Origin of the sequence: Actinospica acidithermotolerans (assembly GCF_018139625.1) — a bacterium.
Lineage (GTDB): Bacteria > Actinomycetota > Actinomycetes > Streptomycetales > Catenulisporaceae > Actinospica > Actinospica acidithermotolerans.
The window spans coordinates 1-22054 of sequence record NZ_JAGSOH010000092.1 but is presented as its reverse complement, the minus strand read 5'-3'; the positions used below and the strand labels follow the sequence as shown (position 1 = coordinate 22054).

The window sequence follows — 22054 nt, the reverse complement described above, 5'->3', positions numbered from 1 at the left end:
CCGGGCACCGTCAGTCAGAGGGCCACGGCGTGACCAGCAGGCAGCGTCGCACGGGCTGACCTGCGGCGTCAGCGTGCGACGCTGATGCCGATCAGGTCTACCGGAACGCCACCCAAGCGCAGCTTGTAGTCCTGGGCGCCCTTGAGGAAGTCGAACCGCAGACCGGCCTCCAGGCTGCGTTCGATGAGCATGGACACGAGCACCACTCCGGGTGCCAGCCCTGCATGGCCGTCAGCGGTGAGCGCCATGTCGTAGGCCATGTTGTAGATGTAGGCGGTGCTCCTGTGCCGGAGCACCACGACCGCCGCGACCGGCCTGCCGCCGGCGTGCAGTTCGACGACGCGACCCGCGTCCACGGCCGCCAGGTCCGACGCGAGCCTGCGCATGAATCCGCCGTACTCGGCCACGAATTCGCTGGTCGCCGGGCTCGCGCCGGCTTTCCAGGCGAGCAGCCGTTCCAGCGATCCGCATACGGTTGCGGGAGTCGAATCGACGAGCTCGAGGCCGCCGACCACCTCGGCGAGACGGTTGCGCTTGCGCAAGACGTCCGCGCGGCGCTTCGCGTTGAGCAGCGAAAGATACCCCTGCGGAGCCTCATCGATCCGCGGGGCACTGTCGTAGGGCTCGATGATCGCACCTGGTGCCAGCCGCTTGACGGCGTCGGTGATCGCACGGGTCATCGCAGCATCGCCCGCCAGCCCGGAGAAGTGCGCCCGGGACCACTCCAGCTCGTCGAACGCCCATCGGGTCAACGCATCGGCGACCTCCGCCTCGCGTCCCGCGAGCGCGATCGGTCCCATGTAGTCCACCACGTCCTGGCCGCCGGCGAATGACAGCACGTGCCCGGCGAGCTCGAATGCGCACTGGCCGAGGACGCGGCCGTCTCCGACGACTTTCGCCGTCACCAGCCGGGCTTCGGGATTCCCGGCCGACCGGTGATGCCACCAGGAGCGCAGGAAGCGGCCGGTGTGGAACACCGTCCCCTCCGCCGCCGCGAATGCGCCCCAGGTGCCGGTGTCGAGTATGGCGGTTCCGGACTCAGCGATGACCTCGACGTCTGCCATGCACGCGACCACCCGTCAAGTTGACTGGATTACAGGCTGGGTTGCGGGTCGACGGCGGACTCGGCGATGCCATTGCCGCTGATAGACCACGTGGAAGGAATCTTCCCGTACGTGCTGTCCGCAATCAGCTCATTGACTGCCTGGCTGAGCAGCCCCGCAAGCGGAGTTCCCTTGGCGGCGACGAAGCCGACCGCGGTGGAGGTGACCTGGCCGGAGCGCCGCCTGCGTCCCGCGCGCACAGGCCGGCCCCCGGCTTGAAGATAGGGAGGCGCTCGACGGGGTGTCAAGGGCGTTCCAGAGTCCGGCGTCCGGACGTTGATTGACAGCTCTCCGGTGCTGTGTCTACTTTCGAAGGGATCGGTAAGAGACCCAGAGCCCCGGCGGTATGGAGGTGAGCGCGCTGATGGACCGCGTCGTTCGTCCCGTCGCGTCGCTCTCCCGGCACCTGGTCGCCCGCCGCCACGTCGACTTCGCGCGCGTCAGCAGCGCGCTGTGTCGCTGATCAGCTGAGTCCTCCGGCCCCCCGGGGCCCGTTCGCGACCGGCCGCCACTCTCTTCCACCCCGCCTTTCCGCCGCGCCTGCGCGCCCGGCCCGCGCCGCCGTGCGCCCGATCCGCCGTCTCCCCTCCCTCGCGCCGCGGCGCGGAGAGGAACCTCCATGACAGAGAATCACGTGAATCAGACATCTGCATCACCTCTGCCTGCCGGCCTGCGGGCCGGAATCGTGGTGGGCAATCCGAAGCCCGCCTCCCGCACCTTCCTGGCCGCCGCCCACCTGGCCGAACAGCTCACCGGCCGTGCGCCGGACCTCGCGATCGACCTCGCCGCCTTCGGCGCGGCGCTGCTGGACTGGTCGAATGCCGAGGTGGAGGAGGCGGTGAGCGCAGTGCGCGGACTCGACCTCGTCGTGTTCGCCAGCCCCACCTATAAGGCCTCGTATACAGGCCTGCTGAAGGTATTCCTTGACCGGTTCGGTGCGAACGCGCTGGACGGGGTGGTGGCCGTGCCGCTGATGCTCGGCGCCGGTCCCGGGCACGCGCTGGCTCCTGAGGTCTTCCTCAAGCCGGTGCTCGCCGAACTCGGCGCCGTGCTGCCGACGAAGGCCTTGTACGTGCTCGACTCCGCCTACGAGGAGGCCGCCGCCTACGTGGGTTGGCTGGAGACGGCGCGGCCGCGCATCGCCGCGGCGTCGAACGCGCTGCGCATCGCGGATCCGGCGGGTGCGGCATGAGCCTCGGTGTCGCCATCGACGTGGCGGTCGAGCCGACCGCGCTGCGGCGGGTGCTCGCGGCCTTCCCCACCGGCGTCACGGCACTGGCCGCTCTGGTGGACGGCGAGCCGGTGGGCCTTGCGGCGAACTCGTTCACCTCGGTCTCGCTCGATCCGCCGCTGGTGTCGGTGTGCGTGGCCACCACCTCGCAGACCTGGCCGCGGCTGCGCGGCGCGGACCGGATCGGCGTGAGCGTGCTCGGCCACCGGCAGGAATCGGCCAGCCGCCGACTCGCCTCGCGGGGGATCGAGCGCTTCGCCGGTCTCGCATGGCATCCGACCGCGGACGGCGCGGTGCTTCTGGAGGAGGCGAGCGCCTGGCTCGACTGCTCGATCGAGCGGGAGATCCGGGCCGGGGACCACGACATCGTGCTGCTGTCCGTACACGGTATCGGCGCCGACCCGCACACCCCGCCGCTGGTCTTCCACGGCAGCGGGTACCACCGGCTTGAGGCGGCCTGACATGAGTGACAAAACCCAGATCCACCTTGCCGCAGCGCTGGACGGCGCGGGCTGGCATCCGGCGGCATGGCGTGAGCCGGACGCAGCTCCGGCCGCTCGGCTGATCGGTGCCGCCTACTGGCTTGAGCAGGTGCGGACCGCGCAGGCCGGGCTGCTGGACTTCGTCACGATCGAGGACGGGTTCCTGCTGCAATCCGACGAGTTCGCCTCGCCCGATACGCGCACCGACCGGGTGCGCGGCAGGCTCGACGCCTCGCTGATCGCGGCCCGGCTCGCCCCGCTGACCGCGCACATCGGGCTGGTGCCGACCGTGACCACCACACACACCGAACCTTTCCATGTGTCGAAGACCATCGCGACCCTCGACTACGTGAGCACCGGACGCGCTGGCTGGCGTCCGCAGGTCGGCGCTCTCGCTCCGGAGGCGGCGCTGTTCGGCCGCCGCGACCTGCCCGCGCTGCGCGTCGAGGATCTCGCGGAACCCGAGACTCAGGCGGTGATCCGCGAACTGTTCGACGAGGCGGCCGACCACGTCGAGGTCGTGCGGCGCCTCTGGGACAGCTGGGAGGACGACGCGGAGATCCGCGACCTCGCCACGGGCCGGTTCATCGACCGGGAGAAGCTGCACTACATCGACTTCACCGGCCGGCACTTCAGCGTCCGCGGGCCGTCGATCACCCCGCGCCCGCCGCAGGGGCAACCACCGGTGGTGGCGCTGGCCCACTCGAGCGTTCCGTACGCGTTCGCCGCACGCAGCGCCGACGTCGTGCTGATCACGCCGCCGGACCCGGACGCGATCGCCCCGATCGTCGCGGAGATCCGGCAAGCGCAGGCCGCCGCCGGCAGGGAAGGCGAGCGCCTGCTCGTCTTCGGCGAGTTCGTGGTCTTCCTCGATGAGGCTCCGGTCACGGCGCTTGCCAGGAAGGAGCGGCTCGACGAGGCGGCAGGCGCGCCGTACCGCTCGGACGCGCCGATCTTCGCCGGCTCGCCCGCCGCTCTCGCCGACCAGCTCGCGCAGTGGGCGCGCTCCGGACTGGACGGATTCAGGCTGCGGCCCGCCACGGTCCCGCACGACCTCGACGGGATCGCGTACGGCCTGGTTCCCGAGCTCCAGCGGCGCGGCCTGTTCCGCAGCGGCTACGCCGCCGACACCCTGCGCGGCAATCTCGGCCTGCCGCGTCCGGCCAACCGCTACGCGACCGCGGCCGCCTGAAGGAGGGAAGCGACCATGACCGACAGCGGCAAGCCGCTCAAGCAGATCCACCTCGCCGCCCACTTCCCGGGCGTGAACAACACGACCGTGTGGAGCGATCCGCGTTCCGGCAGCCACATCGAGTTCGAATCCTTCCGCAGGTTCGCGCAGACCGCCGAACGGGCGCTGTTCGACTTCCTGTTCCTGGCCGAGGGCCTGCGGCTGCGCGAGCAGAACGGGCTCATCTACGACCTCGACGTGGTCGGGCGCCCGGACACGTTCACCGTGCTGGCCGCGCTGGCCGCCGTCACCGACCGGCTCGGGCTCGCGGGCACCATCAACTCCACATTCAACGAGCCCTACGAGGTCGCCCGGCAGTTCGCCACGCTCGACCACCTCTCCGCCGGGCGCGCCGCGTGGAACGTCGTCACCTCCTGGGACGCGTTCACCGGCGAGAATTTCCGCCGCGGCGGATACCTGCCGCAGGAACACCGCTACGAGCGCGCCCGCAGCTTCCTGCACGCCGCGCTGACCCTGTTCGACTCCTGGCACGGCGACGAGATCAGCGGTGATGAGAACACCGGCGAGTTCCTCACCGATCCGGAGCCCGGGAGATTCACCGTACGCGACGCGTTCTTCGACATCGAAGGACAGTTCAACGTGCCGCGCTCCCCGCAGGGACGACCGGTGATCTTCCAGGCCGGCGACTCGGACGAGGGACGCGAGTTCGCCGCCGCCGAAGCCGACGCCATCTTCAGCCGGCACGGCACGAAGGACGCCGGCCAGGCGTTTTACAGTGACGTCAAAGGGCGGATGGCGAAGTACGGGCGTGACCCGGATCAGCTCAAGGTGCTGCCGGCCGCCACGTTCGTGCTCGCCGACACCGACGCCGAGGCGCGTGAGCTCGCCGAGGCCGTGCGCTTCCAGCAGGTCAGCGGCCAGACCGCGATCCGCATGCTGGAACAGCTGTGGAACCGCGACCTGAGCGGCTACGACCCTGACGGTCCGCTGCCGGAAAGCGATCCGGAACTCGGCGAGCACACCGTCGCGCGCGGCCGGGCCAGCGTGCGGATGCACCGCGACCCACTGGCCACCGCCCGCGAATGGCGCGAGCTGGCGCAGGCCAAGGGCTACTCCATCCGCGAGCTGATCATCCACGTGACCGGTCGGCAGAACTTCATCGGCTCGCCGCGAACCATCGCCGACGCAATCGACGACCTCGTGCAGTCGGACGCGGCGGACGGATTCATCCTCGTCCCGCACATCACGCCGGACGGCCTCGACCAGTTCGCCGACAACGTCGTGCCGCTGCTCCAGGAGAAGGGCGTGTTCCGCACCGAGTACGCAGGCAGCACGCTGCGCGAGCACCTCGGCCTGCACCCGCTGCCGGTCGGCGACAGCACAGCGCGGACGGCAGCGCCGGAAGGGGCCACGGCATGAGATTTCTCGCCATCAGCCTCATCGTGCACGCCCCGCACCCGATCACCGGTGCGCAGCCCTCGACTCGTGAGCGCTTCGCCCGACTGATCTCCGACGCGCAGCTCGCCGAGGACCTCGGCTTCGACGGGTTCGGCGTGGGGGAGCGGCACGAGCGGCCGTTCATCTCCTCCTCGCCGCCCGTCGTGCTCAGCCACATCGCCGCGCGTACCAGCCGCATCCGGCTGTTCACCGCCGTCACCACGCTCAGCCTGCTCGACCCGGTCCGCGCGTATGAGGACTATGCGACCCTCGACCACCTCTCGGGCGGACGGCTCGACCTGATCATCGGCAAGGGCAACGGCGCGGCGCAGCGCGAACTGTTCCAGGTCACGACCGAGGACCAGTGGGAACGGCACATCGAGGGCTACGAGCTGTTCCGCCGGCTGTGGCGCGAGCCGAAGATCTCCAGTTGGTCGGGCCGCTTCCGGCCCGGCCTCACCGACGCCGAGACCTGGCCGCGCCCGCTGCAGCAGCCGATCCGCGTCTGGCACGGCAGCGCGACCAGCCGGCAGTCCGTGGACCTCGCCGCCCGCTACGGCGAGCCGCTGTTCTCGGCGAACGTCACCAACCCGGTCGAGCCGTACGCGGAACTCGTGAGCCACTACCGGGAACGCTGGGAGCACTACGGCCACGATCCGGCCCGGATCGCCGTCGGTGCAGGCAGCGCGGGTATGTTCACGCGCAGAAAGTCGCAAGACGCGCTCGCCGAGTACCGCCCCGTCTTCGAGGCCAACCTGCGCTTCCAACGCGGGATCGGCCTGCCGATCGTCTTCGAGACCTTCGAGGACTACGTGGAACGCAGTTCGGCGCTCATCGGCAGCCCGCAGCAGATCGTCGACAAGGTCCACAAGTACCACGAACAACTCGGGCACAGCGTCCTGCACCTGCACGCCGACGCCGGAGGGCTCACCCAGCGCCAGCACGAGGAGTCGCTCGCGCTGTTCCAGGCCGACATCGCGCCGGTACTGCGCCGTGAGATCCCCGACCCGCCGTTCGCCTGGGCACCCGTGCTGCCCGATCCGTCCGCAGACCCCGTACACCCTCGGATCATTGAAGGCGCGCCCGCATGAGCAACACGCCCCTGACCATCCTCGACCTCGTTCCGATCAGCAGCGGGTCGACCGCGGCCGAGGCGCTGCGCAACAGCATCGAACTGGCGAAATACGCCGAAGATCTCGGCTACGCGCGGTACTGGTTCGCCGAGCACCACCTGAATCCCGGGGTGGCCGGCACCTCCCCGGCCGTCGTGATCGCGCTGATCGCCGCGTCGACCGACCGCATCCGGCTCGGCGCGGGCGCCGTCCAACTCGGGCACCGCACGGCACTGTCGACGGTCGAGGAGTTCGGCCTGCTCGACGCCCTTCACCCCGGGCGCGTCGACCTCGGCCTCGGCCGTTCCGGCGGACGCGGCAAACCCGGCCCCGGCCCCGGCACCGCCCGCGGCGCCGCCACCGTACCGCCCCCGCCGCGCCGCGAAGCGACCGTCACCCCGAACGGACTGCTGCTCCCGCCGCCCTTCGACTACACCGCTGTGCTCGGATCGCCGCGCTTCGGCCTCATCGGCAGACTGCTTCAGCAACCTGGCGCCCATGCCCAGGACTACGCGGAGCAGATCGCCGACATCCTCGCGCTGCTGCGCGGAACGTTCCAAGCGGCAGAGGGCGTCGAGGCGCACGTCGTACCCGGCGAGCACGCCCGGATCGAGCCGTGGATCCTCGGCAGCAGCGCCGGTGAGAGCGCACAGGTCGCCGGCTCCAACGGCCTGCGTTTCGCCGCCAACTACCACGTGGCCCCGTCGAACGTCGTCGAGGCCGTCGACGCCTACCGTGCCGCATTCGAACCCGCCGCGGACACCTACGGCGTGACCGAACCCCACGTGAGCGTCTCCGCCGACGTGGTCGTCGCGGAAGACGAACATACAGCGCGCGAACTCGCCGCCGGCTACGGCCCGTGGGTGCGCAGCATCCGAACGGCGGAAGGAGCCATCCCGTACCCCACACCCGCCGAGGCGGCGCTCGTCCCCTGGACACAGGCAGACCAGGACCTGGTCGCCGACCGGCTGCAGACGCAGTTCGTCGGCACCGCCAAACAGGTCGCCGACCGCCTCGAGACCCTGCGCGACGCGACCGGAGCCGACGAGCTGATCGTCACCACGATCACCCATGACCACGCCGACCGCGTCCGCTCCTTCGAACTCCTCGCCGAGGAATGGGAGACGCGGTGAACAGCACGCCCAAACCAGAGGCTTGACGAAGGGGCGGATCGCGGGACAGCGGACCGATTCACAGGAACAGGTCGATGATCTCCCCGGCTTTCTCCCACTGCGCGGGGCCGGGATTGTGGCGCTCGGGTTCGAGCACGCGGAACAGGCGGGCGAGGGCGACGCTGAGGCCGCCGGCGATCTGCGGCAGCCTGGCGCGCGTCTGCTCGGAGGCGGCGAGGTCGACGGCCGGTTCCGCCGTGAGCCGGTCGAGCAGGGGCTGGAGCTCGATCTCCTCGTCGATCTCGCGGAAGGCGCGGATGCACTCCTGCAGCCCCTTGCCGATGGGCAGGTCCCAGGGCTCGACGATGTCCCGGCCGTCCGCACGCGCGGCGGCCTGGGCGATCAGGAACAGGTCGTAGATCTTGCGGTTGATGAAGTCGTCGTAGCGCTTGACGTCGTTCTTGTCGATCCGGAGGCCGGCCGCGGTGCGGAAGAGGCGCTCGAACTTCATGGCTCCCATGACGGGCATCGGGTCCATCCCTTCTGTGCTGTTCGGTAATGCTCTGCTCTCCTGTGACCGCTCGTCAGGCGGCGGACGCGGGCGCGCCCACCTCCCTGAGGTATTCGTGCACGAGCCGAATGGACATGGCGCCCTCGCCCACGGCCGAGGCCACCCGCTTGATCGAGCCGCTGCGCGCGTCGCCGACGGCGAACACGCCCGGGTAGCTGGTCTCCAGCACCATCGGCGCCCGGTCGAGGTGCCGCCAGCGCTCGGGGGCGGCGCACGCCGCGGCCTCGGCGTCGCGGCCGGTCAGCACCGCGCCGTGGCCGTCGAGCGCGAGCACCCCGGCCGCCCACTCCGTGCCGGGCCGCGCGCCGATGAACACGAACAGCGCGGCGACGGGGATCGTGCGCGTGCTCCCGGTGCGCCGATCCTCGACCACCGCGGCCTCGAGTTCCCTCTCTCCCGTCACCGCGCGCACCTCGTGGCGCAGCAGCACTTCGATCCGCCGGTCGGCCTCGACCCGGTCGACGAGGTACCTCGACATGTCCTTGCCGAGCTCGTCCCCGCGGACCACCAGGAAGACCCGGCCGGCGGTGCGGGCGAGGAACACCGCCGCCTGCCCCGCGGAGTTGCCGCCGCCCACGACCATCGCCTGGTCGGAGCCGCATTGGCGTGCCTCCCAGGCAGTGGCCGCGTAGTGGATGCCGAGACCCTCGAAGGCGCGCGCTCCCGGCACCTCCAGCCTGCGGTAGCGCGCACCGGTCGCGACCACCACGGCGCGCGCGGTGATCTCGCCGCCGTCGTCGAGCCGGACCGCGTAGTGGCCGTCTTCGCGAGGTTCGAGTGCCAAGGCGGCGGCCGGCACGTTGACGCGTGCGCCGAAGCGGATCGCCTGGATCACCGCGCGCTCGGCCAGTTGCTCGCCGGAGATCCCGGCGGGGAAGCCGAGGTAGTTCTCGATGCGCGAGGAAGTTCCGGCCTGGCCGCCGGTCGCGGTCTGATCGAGCACCGTGGGGCGCAGCCCCTCCGAGGCCCCGTAGACGGCCGCCGCGAGTCCGGCCGGCCCCGCACCGACGATCAGCAGGTCGCCGACCGCCCGCGGGGTCGGGCTGCGCAGTCCGATCGCCTCGGCGAGCTGCGCGTTGCTCGGATTGCGCAGCACGTTGGCGCGGCCCCAGAGCACGACCGGGGTCTGCTCGACGCTCACGCCGACCCCGCGCAGCAGGGCCTCGGCGCGCGGTTCGCGCTCCGGGTCGATCCAGTGGTGCGGCAGCCGGTTGCGCGCGGCGAACGCCAGCAGGCGCCGGGTGTCGGGCGAGTGCTCCGAGCCGATGATGCGGAACCCGGTGCCCTGCCCGAGCAGCAGCGCGCGCCGGTTCAGGTAGGCGCGCAGAATCAGGTCGCCGACCTCCGGCTCCCGCGAGAGCGTCTTGGCCAGCTCGCCGCGCCGGACCTCGAGCATCTCGCCCGCTTCGAGCACCACGGCGGTCAGGAACGTCACCTGCCCTTCGAGCAGCCCGAGCTCGCCGAGGAAGCGGCCGGGCCCGTGCACGCTCACCACGCGCTCGTCGTCCGCGCCGTACCCCTCGACGATTCCGACCAGGCCGCTGAGCACGACGAAGAATCCGTCGGTCGGCTCTCCCTCGCGGAACAGCAGATCCCCGGCAGCCACCCGCCGCCGCTTTCCGCAGGATTCGAATACCGCGATCTGCGCGTCGGTCAGCCGCGGATAGGCGCCCTCGACGTCCGGGGTCTCGGCCGGCGTCGGCTCGTTCGGCTCGTTCGCGTTCATGCGCGCCTCATACGTACGTCTCGTCGACATAGCACCAGCGCCAGTTCTCGCCGGGCTCCAGCGAAGCGACGATCGGGTGCCCGAACTCGGCCGCGTGCGCCCGGGCGTGCTTGAGCGGCGATGAGTCGCAGCAGCCGACGTGCCCGCAGGTCAGGCACAGGCGCAGGTGCACCCACGGCGACCCCAGGCGCAGGCACTCCTCGCAGCCGAGCCCGGTGCGGGGCTTCACGTTCGGCCGGACGAGGGCCAGATGCGGATCGTATGCCGGCGCGGTCATGGGGGGGCCTCCTCAGTGTTCGGGATCGGTTACGAAGCCGCGGTTCGCGGGCGCGAGCCGCGTGTCAGTGCGTCGGTGATCCAGTTGTGCAGGACCGGCGCGTTCGCCGCTCCGGCTTGGCGTGCGAGGATCTCGCCGTGGTCGAGCACCATCAAGGTGGGCACGGCCATCACCTCGAAGCGCTGGGCGAGACGAGGCGAGGCGTCGATGTCGACCTTCACCAGCTTGATGGTGCCGGCCAGGTCCGTGGCCACCTTCTCCAGCGCGGGACTGACCATCCGGCACGGCCCGCACCAGGTCGCCCACAGGTCCACCACGACGGGGATCGTCGCGCGTTCGGCGACTTCGCCGAAGGTCTCGTCGTCGGCGTCCGCGATCCAGGGCAGCGGACTGTGGCAGTTCCCGCAGTCCGGCCGGCCCCTGCCGGTCGGGGGGACGCGGTTCTTCCTGCCGCAGTTCGGGCAGCGTACGACGCGCGCGGCCGTGCTCATCGCGCGCCGCCCGCCGCAGCTGCGCGGGGTGTGTCATCGCCGGCGACGTCGGTCTCGGCGGACGGCGCCTCGAACGCGATGGACAGTTCGCCGCCGTACGCTCCGATGACGATCGTGGTGCCCTCGGGCACGTCCTCGGACAGCAGCGCACGGCCGATCTTGGTCTCCACCTCGTGCGAGATGAACCGGCGCAGCGGCCGCGCGCCGTAGACGGGGTCGAAGCCGTGCTCGGCGATCACCCGGCGTCCCTCTTCGTCGAGCCGCAGCAGGATGCGCCGCTCCGCGAGCCGCCGGCGCAGGTCGTCGAACATCAGGTCCACGATGCGTTCGATCTGCGGCAGGTCGAGGGGGTGGAAGATCACGATGTCGTCGACGCGGTTGAGGAACTCCGGGCGGAAGTGCCCGCGCAGCTCCGCCATGATCAGGTCCCTGACGTCCGGCTTGATCTCGCCGTCGGCGGTGGCGTCCTGCAGCAGGTGGTTCGAGCCGAGGTTGGACGTCATGATGATCACGGTGTTGCGGAAGTCGACGGTGCGGCCCTGCGCGTCGGTGATCCGGCCGTCGTCGAGCACCTGGAGCAGGGTGTTGAACACGTCCGCATGCGCCTTCTCCACCTCGTCGAACAGCACGACCGAGTAGGGCTTGCGGCGCACCGCCTCGGTCAGCTGACCGCCCTCCTCGTAGCCGACGTAGCCGGGAGGCGCGCCGAGCAGCCGGCTGACCGTGTGCCGCTCCTGATATTCGCTCATGTCGAGGCGGACCATGTTCTCCTCGCTGTCGAACAGCGCCTCGGCCAGCGTCTTGGCCAGCTCCGTCTTGCCGACGCCGGTGGGTCCGAGGAAGATGAACGAGCCGATCGGCCGGCGCGGGTCGCGGATGCCGGACCGGGAGCGGATCACCGCGTCGGCCACCAGCTGCACCGCCTCGTCCTGGCCGATCACCCGCTGGCGCAGGATCTCGTCGAGCCGCAGCAGCTTCTCCCGCTCGCCCTCCTGCAGCCGGGAGACCGGAATCCCGGTCCACGCGGCCACGATCTCGGCGATCTCGTCCTCGGTGACCACCTCGCGCAGCAGCCGGGCCTCGCCCTGCTTCGCGGACAGCTGCTGCTCCTCGGCGGCCAGCCTGCGTTCGAGCTCTGCGATCTCGCCGTAGCGCAGCTCGGCGGCCCGGTTCAGGTCGTACTCGCGCTCGGCCCGCTCGGCCTGCGCCCGGGTGCGCTCGAGCGTCTCGCGCAGCTCCTGGACCCGCCGGATGCCCTGGCGCTCGGCGTCCCACTGGGCGCGCTTGGACGAGGCCTGCGCGCGCAGGTCGGCCAGCTCCCGGCGCAGCTCCTCGAGCCGGTCCCGGCTGGCCCGGTCCTTCTCCTTGTCCAGGGCCGCCTCCTCGATCTCCAGCCGGGTGACCCGGCGGGTGAGCTCGTCGAGTTCGGCCGGCATCGAGTCGATCTCGGTGCGCAACCTGGCGCACGCCTCGTCCACCAGGTCGATCGCCTTGTCCGGCAGGAACCGGTCGGTGATGTACCGGTGGCTGAGGGTCGCGGCGGCCACCAGCGCGGTGTCCTGGATCTTGACGCCGTGGAAGACCTCGAGCCGCTCGCGCAGTCCGCGCAGGATCGAGATCGTGTCCTCGAGCGAGGGCTCGTCGACCAGCACGGTCTGGAAGCGGCGTTCCAGCGCCGCGTCGGACTCGATGTGCTTGCGGTACTCGTCGAGGGTGGTCGCGCCGATCATGTGCAGTTCGCCGCGCGCGAGCATCGGCTTGAGCATGTTGCCGGCGTCCATCGCGCCCTCGGCCGCCCCGGCGCCGACCACCGTGTGCAGCTCGTCGATGAACAGCAGGATGCCGCCCGCGGCGGCCTTGACCTCGGCCAGCACCGCCTTGAGCCGCTCCTCGAACTCACCGCGGTACTTGGCCCCGGCCACCAGAGAACCCATGTCGAGCGCGAAGACGGTCTTCTCGCGCAGCCCTTCCGGCACGTCCCCGCGCCAGATGCGCTGGGCCAGGCCCTCGACGATCGCGGTCTTGCCGACGCCGGGATCGCCGATCAGCACGGGATTGTTCTTGGTCTTGCGGCTCAGGATCTGGATCACCCGGCGGATCTCGCCGTCGCGGCCGATGACCGGGTCGAGCTTGTCCGCGCGCGCCTCGGCGACCAGGTCGCGCCCGTACTTCTCCAGCGCCTCGTAGGCGCCCTCCGGGGTGGCCGAGGTGACCCGCTGGTTGCCGCGCACCCGGGTCAGGGCACTGAGGAACCCGTCCCGGGTGGCGTGGCGCTCCTTGAGCCGCCGTCCGGCGGAGGTCGCGCTGCCCTCGTCGATCAGGGCGAGGGCGAGGTGCTCGACCGAGACGTACTCGTCCTTGAGCCGCTTCGCCTCGCGCTCCGCCGCGTCGAGCAGCCGGGCCAGCCGCTGAGTGACCATCACCTGCCCCGGGCCGGCTCCGGGCCCGGTGGTGCGCGGGCGCTTGGCCAGGTCCGCGCTCAGGTCCGCGTGCAGTCCCTCGACGTCGGCGTCGGCTGCCGCGAGCAGCCTGGCCACCAGGCCCTCGGGCTGGTCGAGAAGCGCGACCAGCAGGTGCTCGCCGTCCACCTCGGTGTGCCCGAGCCGGGCCGCCAGCGTCTGCGCCTCCTGCAGTGCCTCCTGTGACTTCTGGGTGAGCTGGTTCATATCCATGGGATGTGCTCCTAGCCGGGGTGCCCGCTGCGGCGCAGCGCGCCTTCCAGGTGGTCGATGCGGTCGAGCAGGTCGAGGACGAGCCCGAGTGCGGCGTAGTTGAGGCCGAGGTCGTCGTGCAGCCGTTGTGCCCGCGCGATCAGCAGCGGGGCGCGGCGGTCGAACCAGAGCCGGCCCTGCGCGTCACGCCGCGCGTCGACCACGCTGAGCGTGACGAGCCTGGAGATCAGCTGCGCGTGCACGCCGCAGCGGGTGGCGACCTCGTCCAGGGACAGCAGATCCCGGGCGGGCCGCGGCGCGGCGACGAGCGGGTAGCGCGCTGAGACCGACACCCTGGTCGCGACCCGTCGCGGGGTCGAAGGCAGATGGTTCATGTCCGCTTCCTCGGATCGAAGGACGAAGCGGCGGCGAGCTGTTCGAACAGCTCCCGCTCCCGGGCGGTGGGCGAGGGCGGTACGAGGATGCGCACCTCGGCGTACAGATCCCCGGGGGTTCCCTTCGGGTTGGGCATCCCCTGACCGCGCAGCCGCAGCCGACGGCCGCTCGAGGAGCCCGCCGGCACGGTGACCTTCACCGTGCCGCCCGGAGCGTCCACCGGGACGCTCGCGCCGAGCGCCGCCTCCCACGGGGTCACCGGCAGATCCACGGTGATGTCCCGGCCGCTGAGCCGATACCGGCGGTCCGGCTTGATCCGCACGACCAGGAAGAGATCGCCCGCGGCGGCGCCGTCCCGGCCCCGACCGCCCTGCCCGGCCAGCCGGATGCGCTGTCCGTCGGTCACCCCGGCCGGGATGGTCACCGTGTAGTCGCGCGAGACGGAACCCTCGCCCAGCGAGATCCTGCGCCGTCCGCCCCGGTAAGCCTCCTCGACGCTGAGCGTCAGCTCGGCCTCCTGGTCGGCGCCGGGCATCGCGCCGCCGTACCGGCCGCCGAACATGCCGCCGAGCAGGTCCTCGATGTTGATCCCGCCTTCCGCGCCGAAGCCGCCGGAGACGTCCTCGACGCGCACGCCGCCGGGGAAGCCGCCGCCGCGCCGGAAAGCGCCGCCGCGGAACCCGCCCGCGCCGCCGCCCGCCGCCGCGCCGACCCGCTCGTCGTAGTCCTCGGGGATCTTCCGGAAGTCCGGGCCGAACCGGTCGTAGCGCTGCCGGGTCTTGGGATCCGAGAGCACCTGGTACGCCTCGTTGATCTCCTTGAACCGCTCCTCCGCGGCCGGATCGCGGTTCACGTCCGGATGGTGGCGCCTGGCCAGCTTCCGGAAGGCCTGCTGGATCTCCTCGGCGCTCGCCTCGCGCCCGACCCCGAGCACCTCGTAGTAGTCACGGGCCACGGCGGATCACTCCTGCTTGCGGCTGACCAGCACGGCCGCCGGACGCAGCTGCCGATCCGGCGGGTCGCCGTAGCCGGGGCGCAGCACGGTGACGACCGTCCCCGGCTCGACGGCCGGGTCGTCGACCACGCCGGCCACGTCGTGCCGCAGCGGGTCGAAGGGGACGCCGGTCTCGTCGTGCCGGGGGAAGCCGAGGGACTGGAGCAGCGCCACCGCCTGATCGCGCACCGCCCGCAGGCCGTGCACCAGCGGGTCGTCCCGGTCGCCGGCGTGTTCGATGGCGAGTTCGAGGTTGTCCACGACGGGCAGCCAGGCCAGGCACACCCGCCGCCGTTCCGCCTCGGCCTGGTGCGCGAGCTCGCGGGCGTGCCGCTTGCGGGCGTTGTCCAGGTCCGCGAGCGCGCGCCGCCACTTGTCCTCGATCTCGGCGATCAGTCTGAGATGTTCGGGCTCTTCCGGCCGGTCCGGTTCCGCCGGCCGGCCCTCGCCGCCCTGGTTCTCGAACGTCATGTCGTGCTCTGACATGGCGCCGCCTCAGCTCGCGTCGAAGTCGGCGTCGATGACGTCGTCGTCGGCTGAGCCGGAGCCTTCCGCGCCGGGAGCCGAGCCGTTCGCCGGACCTGGCCCGGCCTGTGCCGAGGGTCCGGCGGAACCGGCCGAACCGGCCTGGTGCGCCGCCAGCGCCTGGTAGACCTGCTGGAGTTCGGCGGTCAGCTCCCGCACCCGGTCGAGCGGTGCCTCGTCCTTGACGGCCGAGCGCGCGTCCGAGACCAGCAGGTCCGCCCTGGCCCGCTCGTGCTGCGGCGCCGCGTCGCCGAGTTCACCGAGCCTCCGCTCGACCTGGTAGGCGATCGAGTCGAGTTCGTTGCGGGCGTCCACCTCCTGCCGCAGCGAGCGGTCCTGGTCCCGGTTGCGCTCGGCCTCGGCGACCATGCGCTCGACCTCGGAGCGGTCGAGGTTCGACCCCTCGCTGATCGTGATGCCCTGCTGGGCGCCGGTGGCCTGGTCCTTGGCGCTGACGTTGAGGATCCCGTTCGCGTCGATGTCGAAGGTGACCTCGATCTGCGGCTCGCCGCGCGGCGCGGGGCGGATGTTCTCCAGCCGGAAGCGGCCGAGCACCCGGTTGTCCGCGGCCCGCTCGCGCTCGCCCTGCAGCACGACGACGTCCACGGCCGGCTGGTTGTCCTCCGCGGTGGAGAACACCTCGGAGCGGCGCACCGGGATGGTCGTGTTGCGCTCGATGATCTTCGTCATGACTCCGCCCCGCGTCTCGACACCGAGCGAGAGCGGCGTGACGTCGAGCAGCAGCACGTCCTTGACCTCGCCCTTGAGCACGCCGGCCTGCACGGCGGCGCCGAGCGCCACCACCTCGTCCGGGTTGACGCTCATATTCGGCTCTTTGCCTCCGGTCAGCCGCTTGACCAGGGCCTGCACAGCGGGGATGCGGGTGGAACCGCCGACCAGGATGACCTCGTCGATGTCGTCCCCCGTCACCTTCGCGTCCTCCATCGCCTGGCGGACCGGACCGAGGCAGCGCTCCACCAGATCGCCGGTCAGCTGCTCGAAGGTCGAGCGGCGCACGGTCTCGGTCAGGTGCTTCGGGCCGGACGCGTCGGCGGTGATGAACGGCAGGCTGACCTGGGTCTGGGTGACCGAGCTCAGCTCGGTCTTGGCCTTCTCCGCCGCCTCGAACAGCCGCTGCAGGGCCTGCGGATCGGAACGCAGGTCGATGCCGTTCTCCCGCTGGAAGCCGTCGGCCAGGTGGTCCACCAGCCTGCGGTCGAAGTCGTCGCCGCCCAGGTGGGTGTCGCCCGCGGTGGAGCGCACCTCGACCACTCCGTCGCCCACATCCAGCAGGCTCACGTCGAAGGTGCCGCCGCCCAGGTCGAACACCAGGACCGTCTCGTGCCCCTTCTTGTCCAGGCCGTAGGCCAGCGCCGCGGCGGTGGGCTCGTTGATGATCCGCAGGACTTCCAGCCCGGCGATCTTGCCGGCGTCCTTCGTGGCCGTGCGCTGGGCGTCGTTGAAGTAGGCGGGAACGGTGATGACCGCCTCGGTCACGCGTTCGCCGAGCGACTTCGAGGCGTCCTCCGCCAGCTTGCGCAGCACCTGCGCGCTGATCTCCTCGGGCGCGTACTGCTTGCCGCGCACCTCGAAGCGCGCGACCCCGCCAGGCCCTTCCACCACATCGAACCCGACCGCCTTGGCCTCGTCCGACACCTCGTCGAAGCGGCGTCCGATGAACCGCTTGGCGGAGTAGATCGTGCCCTTCGGGTTGAGGATCGCCTGACGCCGCGCCAGCTGCCCGACCAGGCGCTCCCCGGTGTCGGTGAAGGCGACGACGGACGGAGTGGTCCGCGAGCCCTCGGCGTTCGGGACGACCGCCGGCTCACCGCCCTCCCAAGCCGCGATCACGGAATTGGTGGTTCCAAGGTCTATGCCTACTGCCTTCGCCATGAGCTGCTCCCAGTCGAGCGTCGGCGGCATGGGGCTCACACCTGGGTAATCCGCTGACACGCCGCCGTAGCGTGAGAATGCTTGCGAGCAATGGATGTGACGCGTGACCGCATGAATGCTGGTTCCGTACGCGATCACCGGACGAGACGGCTGCTAGATCTGAACGGAGGTGAATCCGTCTCACAACGGGGGTGAATCCCTCTCGCTCAGTCGTATCACACGCGGATCACCCTCAACGCGGCGATCACGCGTGCGAGGCCCGGGTTCCCGCTAAGAGCGGCGATATGCGCCGATTTCGCGGTTATTTCGTACTCCATTCGGGTGAATTATGTGCTCGACCCGGTCGTCCAGACCGGGGAACGAGCTCGGCGGCCAGGGCGACAGCAGCGGTGGAAGCCCCGCTCACGCCCCTCACCACCGAGCCGAGCGGGGCCGAGCGGGGCCGGGCTACCTACCGCCCCTGGACTGGGGCCCGCCGTCCGATGAGCAGCAGACCTACGTGCACGTCCTGATGAGGGCGGTGCACCGGAATGCTTCGGCTCATGCCGTGTTCAGTCCGCGGCCGGTGCGGACGGAACGATGACCTCGCTGAAGTCGGGCGCGGCGGAGGTCGGGTTGCCTACGGTCACGGAGTTGGTTCCGGAGGCCAGGTTCAGCGGCACCTCGATCGTGCCCGGCGTGCCGAAGCCTCCGGTCGGCGGGAACGACACGGTCACCGGCGAACCGCCGTTGACGGAGATGGCGGCGTTGCGCGCGGTCGAGGATCCGTCGCAGTACTCGAACAGCACCTCGTAGGTGCCGGCCGTGGCGGCGCGCACGCCGTTGAAGGTCAGCGCGGAGTGTGTGCCGGCCGAATTGGTGCCGAGGTAGCCGACCCGGGCGCCTCCGGAACAGGCCGAGCAGGTCACGGCGGCTGCCCGGCCGGTGAGCGTGTTGCCGGAGGCGGCGGCGTCCACGCTCGAACTCGTGCCTTGCGCTCCGGCGGCGGAGAACCAGGCGTTGGCGCCGCCGAGGACCCATACCGAGATGTGGGTGACGCCGAGGCTTTCCACGAGGGCGAGTTTGGTGTCCAGCGCGGTGGAGTCGTTGTAGTCGTAGGTGGTGCCGCCGGAGTTCCAGCGGATCTCGCCGGAGCCGGGATCGCGGCGCGCCGCTATGGTGGCGGAGCTGGTGGAGAAGCCGGGCTCGCCCTGCATGTCGGCGTAGGACAGGTTCCCGACGACCTTGTCGGTGTCGCACGGGTCGGGGGCGGTGTACGCCTCCGAGGGCAGGCCCACGACGAACCGGTCGTGCTCCCCGGCCGGGATCTGTGCCAGGGCGCCGATGATCAGTTGCTTGCTCCAAGTGAAGGGCGAGAACGCCAGGCAGGTGCTGCCGGCGGGCTTCTGGTACTCGTCGTCGTAGTCCATCATGACGACCTGGTCTGCTCCGTCGGCGAGCACGGTGCCGTAGTTGAATCCGGTGCCGTCGTCCGGCGGGCCCTCGACCTGGAGCTGGAGGCCGTCCGCGTGCAGCGCGGTGGCGAGGTTCGTGAGGAACCTGTAGTAGTTCGCCTGGTCGGGGCCGACCCATCCCCAGTAGTTCTCGAAGTCGATGTCGATGCCGGTGAACCCGATCTTCTCGGTGAAGTTCACGAGCGTGGCTATCGCGGCGGCGCTCTTGGCGGTACTGCCGGTGAGGTGTTCTTCGGACGCGAGGTCGCTGAGGGAGACGGTCATGTACTGCTGCGCCGAGTGGGCCTTGACGCTCGCGGCGTTGGCCGCGCTGTAGCCGTTGCACGCATCGTCTGGATTGCTCGCGAGGTCCTCGGTCGCGTCGCCGTTCTCGTCGATGTCCCAGTACTCCGCCTTGAGAGAGCCGTTCTGCACTCGGCCGTCGCTGTATTCGGCGGCGGCGGTGCAGGCGTTCGATCCGGCCGTGGAGGGGTAGAGCCATTCCTGGAATTGCACGATGGCGTTGTGGGCGGAGGCGCCGGCGGGATGCGCCGCCGCGAGGTGCGCGTTGGGCGGAGTGGCATCGGCCTGGTTGGCGCCGATCACCGCCGCGCCCGCGCTGAGGCCCAGAGCGGCAGCCGTCGCGAGGATCGCGCGCGCGTGCCGGGGCCGTCGCGGTCGTGACGGATCCGCGGATCCGCGGGTCGAGGGACTCGGCTCATTGCTGGTGGGCATACGGTTCTCACTTACTTTGTCGGGGCGTGGGTATCGGTCGTTCCGACGAGCAGGCGATGCGGGTTGGTCAGTCTTGAGCGAGGTAGCGGTCGGTGGCCGACCACTCGCCGGAAAGCGCGCCGCCGGAGGTGTCGCTCCGGCACAGGCCGCGGTCGGCGAGCCTCAAGCGGGTCAGGATGCGATAGCGGTCGCCGCGGTAGACGGACCGCGTGAACTCCACCACGGTGCCCTCGGCATCCTCGGTGACACGCTCGAACAGCAGGGCGGGGGAGTGCACGGGCACCAGCAGGAGTGCCGACTCCTCCTCGTCGGTGACCGTGGGCTCGATGCTCTGCTCGGCGGTGTCCACTTCGATGCCGTAGCGATCGGCCAGCAGTTCATAGAACGAGTGCTGCTGCAGATCGCCGGGCTGAAGCCCGGGAACGAGCCGTGCGGGCACGCAGAGCGCGTCGACGGCGACCGGGGCTGCGTCGACCAGGCGCAGGCGGGTGATGTGCAGGACCGGGTCGGCCGGCGAGACCCGCAGCCGACGCCCGATTCTGGCGCCGGCGCTGGTCCGGGTGAATTCGAGGGTGCGCGTGGACCAGGCTCCGCCGACGGTCCCGGGTGCCAGCCGGGCGGAGTTGTCCGGTCCTAGTTCCTGGACGATCTTCGGTTCGGCCACGAACATTCCGGCACCGTGGCGGCGCACGAGGAATCCGTCGCGAACCAGCCCGTCCACGGCGGAGCGCACCGTCGGCCGGGAGACCCCGAGCGTCTCGCACAGCTGGCGTTCGGAGGGAATCGTGGCGCCCACATCGAGGGAGTCGATCAGATCGAGCAGGTGCTCACGGATACGCTCCCGCTTCAGCGGCGCGCCCTCCCGGCGCTCACTGGTCATATGACCGCTCTCGCAATGTTCTTACCAGTCGACGAGCTCATGCGGCACAATCTCGCACGCCCGAGCGCGACTGGTCAATAGCCAGACCTGACCAGTTGAGAATTGGTAAGAACGAAGCCCTGACGCCGCCGCTGATCAGCTCTGTGTGAGCGCTGTGAAAAGCACCTTCCCGCCGTCGTTGGTGCCCTCACTGACCGTGCCCTGCTCATAGTCGCCGGCGGAGAAGTGCCCTGAGACCCCGCGCAGCACTTTCGGGATCGCGACGGTGTACGACATGCTCTGGCTGCCCGAGGTGGCCGCCAGCGTCAGCGTGCCGTTGCCGTTGTCGGAGATGCGGTAGGTGAAGGTTGCGCCTACCGCCACGTTCGTGAGCAGCGTGTAGAAGCTCGCCTGAGCGCTCGTGCCGGAGGCGACCATCACGTAGAGCTTGCCGGACTTGTAGTCGACCATGACGAAGGGATTCGAGCCTCCGCTGCCGACCGCGTGCAACTGGGCGACGCATATCTCAGGGTTGCTCTTCGGCAGCTGCAGGATCTGCAAAGTGGCATTGAGCGAATGGCGTTGGGTGCTAACGCTGTACTTGGTCGCGGATTCGAGCTCAGTGCGCGCGTGCAGAGAGTGCGCGGTCGTGGCTGCACCTTCCGGTGCCCAGAACTGCAGTGCTCCGCTGGACGTGCGGGTCAGTGGGGTGACCCCGTGACTGCAGACACCTTGATACTTGGATCTTGCGAGATCCGTGAGGAAGAGGTGCAGTGTCATGGGAAGGCCGTCTCCCTACTCTGAGGAGTTCCGCGCTGACGCGGTGCGACTGGTGCTGGAATCCACCCCGCCCCGTTCGATCAACGAGGTGGCCTCGGAGCTGGGGCTGAACCGGGAGACGCTGCGCTCCTGGGTGCGCCGGAGCGAGAAGGAGGCGGCGAGCCTGGCCGCCGGCGGGCTCACGGCGGCCGAGCGCGAGGAGCTCGCGCGGCTGCGCCGCAGGGTGAAGGTGCTTGAGGAGGAGAAGGAGATCCTGCGCAAGGCCACCCAGTATTTTGCCAGGGAGATGAATCGCTGAGCTGCCGCTACCGTTTCGTCTCCGCCCACTCCTCGTCCGAGCTTCCGGACGATCAGCGGCATGCCGTCACGCGTCTGTGCGGCGCGGTCAACGTCAAGCGCGGCTCGTACTACACCTGGAAGGCCTCCGCGCCCGCCCGCGCCGCCAAGGCGGCCGAGGACCAGGTACTGACCAGCCGGATCCGCGAGATCCACCAGAGTTCGAGGTGCACATACGGGGCCAAGCGCGTCGCCTTGGACCTCGCCGAGGCGGGTGCGGGGCCGGTCAACCACAAGAAGGTCGCGCGATTGATGCGCCAGGCCGGGATCGAAGGCCGCCACCAGCGCCGGCGACGCTGCCTGACGAAGCAGGACAAGACCGCCCCGCCCGCCCCGGACCTGCTCCGACGCGACTTCGAAGCGAGTGCGCCGAACGTGAAGTGGTGCGGGGACATCACGTACATACCGACCGGTGAATCAGGGTTCATGTACCTCGCGACCGTGATCGACCTGTTCTCCGGGCGCCTGATCGGCTGGTCGATCGCCGACCACCACCGCGCCGAGCTCGTGCGCGACGCCCTGGCCGCGGCGGTCGCGGCCCGCGGCGGCGACGTCACCGGAGTGATCTTCCACTCCGACAGGGGCTCGGAAGGCGGATTCAATCGGTCGTCGCAACACCTCGATTCTGGAGGTGTGCGGTGGGTCGTGAGGCGAAGGACGTGCCGGAGGGGCGAGCTGGTGGTCGGCGGCAGTGGGCGGCGGATCGGGCGTTGCGGGC

General features: G+C 70.5%; 22 protein-coding genes. 9 read left to right on the top strand and 13 right to left on the bottom strand.

Annotated elements, in window-relative coordinates:
- Positions 1-68: 68 nt before the first annotated feature.
- Entirely contained in the window at positions 69-1064 is a 996-nt protein-coding gene (locus KDK95_RS25170) for a GNAT family N-acetyltransferase (RefSeq protein ID WP_212520758.1), read from the bottom strand.
- Between the two features lie 403 nt (positions 1065-1467).
- On the opposite strand from KDK95_RS25170, the gene KDK95_RS38335 reads away from it, so the two are divergent.
- The 7 genes from KDK95_RS38335 to KDK95_RS25140 all read left to right on the top strand — a co-directional run bounded on the left by KDK95_RS38335 (position 1468) and on the right by KDK95_RS25140 (position 7690).
- Positions 1468-1566 carry a putative leader peptide gene (locus tag KDK95_RS38335; protein ID WP_372463386.1) on the top strand — a complete coding sequence of 33 codons (99 nt, stop codon included), beginning with the start codon at positions 1468-1470 and terminating at the stop codon, positions 1564-1566.
- A 156-nt stretch (positions 1567-1722) separates the two neighbouring features.
- Complete coding sequence (locus KDK95_RS25165; RefSeq protein ID WP_212520757.1) at positions 1723-2295, top strand: NADPH-dependent FMN reductase; 573 nt, start codon at positions 1723-1725, stop codon at positions 2293-2295.
- Complete coding sequence (locus KDK95_RS25160; RefSeq protein ID WP_212520756.1) at positions 2292-2795, top strand: flavin reductase family protein; 504 nt, start codon at positions 2292-2294, stop codon at positions 2793-2795. Before KDK95_RS25165 ends, KDK95_RS25160 begins: the two co-directional genes overlap by 4 nt.
- A gap of 1 nt (position 2796) precedes the next feature.
- The gene (locus tag KDK95_RS25155; protein WP_212520755.1) at positions 2797-4008 is read left to right on the top strand and encodes an LLM class flavin-dependent oxidoreductase; all 1212 of its coding nucleotides are present in this window, start codon (positions 2797-2799) and stop codon (positions 4006-4008) included.
- Between the two features lie 15 nt (positions 4009-4023).
- Positions 4024-5427 (top strand): NtaA/DmoA family FMN-dependent monooxygenase, encoded by a 1404-nt coding sequence (locus KDK95_RS25150; RefSeq protein WP_212520754.1) that lies wholly within the window; start codon positions 4024-4026, stop codon positions 5425-5427.
- Positions 5424-6536, top strand: coding sequence for an LLM class flavin-dependent oxidoreductase (locus KDK95_RS25145; RefSeq protein ID WP_212520753.1), 1113 nt, complete (start codon positions 5424-5426; stop codon positions 6534-6536). The genes KDK95_RS25150 and KDK95_RS25145 overlap by 4 nt, the downstream gene beginning before the upstream one ends.
- Positions 6533-7690 carry an LLM class flavin-dependent oxidoreductase gene (locus tag KDK95_RS25140; RefSeq protein WP_212520752.1) on the top strand — a complete coding sequence of 386 codons (1158 nt, stop codon included), beginning with the start codon at positions 6533-6535 and terminating at the stop codon, positions 7688-7690. Before KDK95_RS25145 ends, KDK95_RS25140 begins: the two co-directional genes overlap by 4 nt.
- Before the next feature lie 58 nt (positions 7691-7748).
- Here the strand turns inward: KDK95_RS25140 and KDK95_RS25135 are convergent, their stop codons facing one another.
- The 12 genes from KDK95_RS25135 to KDK95_RS25080 form a co-directional block, all read right to left on the bottom strand.
- Positions 7749-8198 (bottom strand): DUF1931 family protein, encoded by a 450-nt coding sequence (locus KDK95_RS25135; RefSeq protein ID WP_212520751.1) that lies wholly within the window; start codon positions 8196-8198, stop codon positions 7749-7751.
- A 55-nt stretch (positions 8199-8253) separates the two neighbouring features.
- Positions 8254-9996 carry an FAD-dependent oxidoreductase gene (locus KDK95_RS25130; protein ID WP_372463384.1) on the bottom strand — a complete coding sequence of 581 codons (1743 nt, stop codon included), beginning with the start codon at positions 9994-9996 and terminating at the stop codon, positions 8254-8256.
- Positions 9974-10243 carry a UBP-type zinc finger domain-containing protein gene (locus KDK95_RS25125; RefSeq protein WP_212520749.1) on the bottom strand — a complete coding sequence of 90 codons (270 nt, stop codon included), beginning with the start codon at positions 10241-10243 and terminating at the stop codon, positions 9974-9976. The genes KDK95_RS25130 and KDK95_RS25125 overlap by 23 nt, the downstream gene beginning before the upstream one ends.
- A gap of 29 nt (positions 10244-10272) precedes the next feature.
- The gene (gene trxA, locus KDK95_RS25120; protein WP_212520748.1) at positions 10273-10734 is read right to left on the bottom strand and encodes a thioredoxin; all 462 of its coding nucleotides are present in this window, start codon (positions 10732-10734) and stop codon (positions 10273-10275) included.
- The gene (gene clpB, locus KDK95_RS25115; RefSeq protein WP_212520747.1) at positions 10731-13406 is read right to left on the bottom strand and encodes an ATP-dependent chaperone ClpB; all 2676 of its coding nucleotides are present in this window, start codon (positions 13404-13406) and stop codon (positions 10731-10733) included. The genes trxA and clpB overlap by 4 nt, the downstream gene beginning before the upstream one ends.
- A gap of 11 nt (positions 13407-13417) precedes the next feature.
- The gene (locus KDK95_RS25110; RefSeq protein ID WP_212520746.1) at positions 13418-13780 is read right to left on the bottom strand and encodes a chaperone modulator CbpM; all 363 of its coding nucleotides are present in this window, start codon (positions 13778-13780) and stop codon (positions 13418-13420) included.
- Positions 13777-14736 (bottom strand): DnaJ C-terminal domain-containing protein, encoded by a 960-nt coding sequence (locus KDK95_RS37885; RefSeq protein ID WP_212520745.1) that lies wholly within the window; start codon positions 14734-14736, stop codon positions 13777-13779. Before KDK95_RS37885 ends, KDK95_RS25110 begins: the two co-directional genes overlap by 4 nt.
- Positions 14737-14742: 6 nt before the next feature.
- Positions 14743-15261 carry a nucleotide exchange factor GrpE gene (locus KDK95_RS25100; protein ID WP_212520744.1) on the bottom strand — a complete coding sequence of 173 codons (519 nt, stop codon included), beginning with the start codon at positions 15259-15261 and terminating at the stop codon, positions 14743-14745.
- A 9-nt stretch (positions 15262-15270) separates the two neighbouring features.
- Positions 15271-17193: a molecular chaperone DnaK gene (gene dnaK, locus KDK95_RS25095; RefSeq protein ID WP_212520764.1), complete on the bottom strand. Its 1923-nt coding sequence runs from the start codon at positions 17191-17193 to the stop codon at positions 15271-15273.
- A 551-nt stretch (positions 17194-17744) separates the two neighbouring features.
- Positions 17745-19361, bottom strand: a complete 1617-nt coding sequence (locus KDK95_RS25090) for a glycosyl hydrolase family 18 protein (protein ID WP_212520743.1) — start codon at positions 19359-19361, stop codon at positions 17745-17747.
- A 67-nt stretch (positions 19362-19428) separates the two neighbouring features.
- Positions 19429-20241: a GntR family transcriptional regulator gene (locus KDK95_RS25085; RefSeq protein ID WP_212520742.1), complete on the bottom strand. Its 813-nt coding sequence runs from the start codon at positions 20239-20241 to the stop codon at positions 19429-19431.
- A 135-nt stretch (positions 20242-20376) separates the two neighbouring features.
- Positions 20377-21000 (bottom strand): polysaccharide lyase family 7 protein, encoded by a 624-nt coding sequence (locus KDK95_RS25080; protein WP_212520741.1) that lies wholly within the window; start codon positions 20998-21000, stop codon positions 20377-20379.
- Between KDK95_RS25080 and KDK95_RS25075 the strand changes: the two genes are divergently transcribed.
- Together KDK95_RS25075 and KDK95_RS25070 are read left to right on the top strand one after the other, a co-directional pair.
- Positions 20999-21298 (top strand): transposase, encoded by a 300-nt coding sequence (locus KDK95_RS25075; protein ID WP_212520740.1) that lies wholly within the window; start codon positions 20999-21001, stop codon positions 21296-21298. The genes KDK95_RS25080 and KDK95_RS25075 overlap by 2 nt on opposite strands.
- The coding region (locus tag KDK95_RS25070) for an IS3 family transposase (RefSeq protein ID WP_212520763.1) at positions 21295-22054 on the top strand (760 nt) is incomplete at its 3' end. The genes KDK95_RS25075 and KDK95_RS25070, both read left to right, overlap by 4 nt.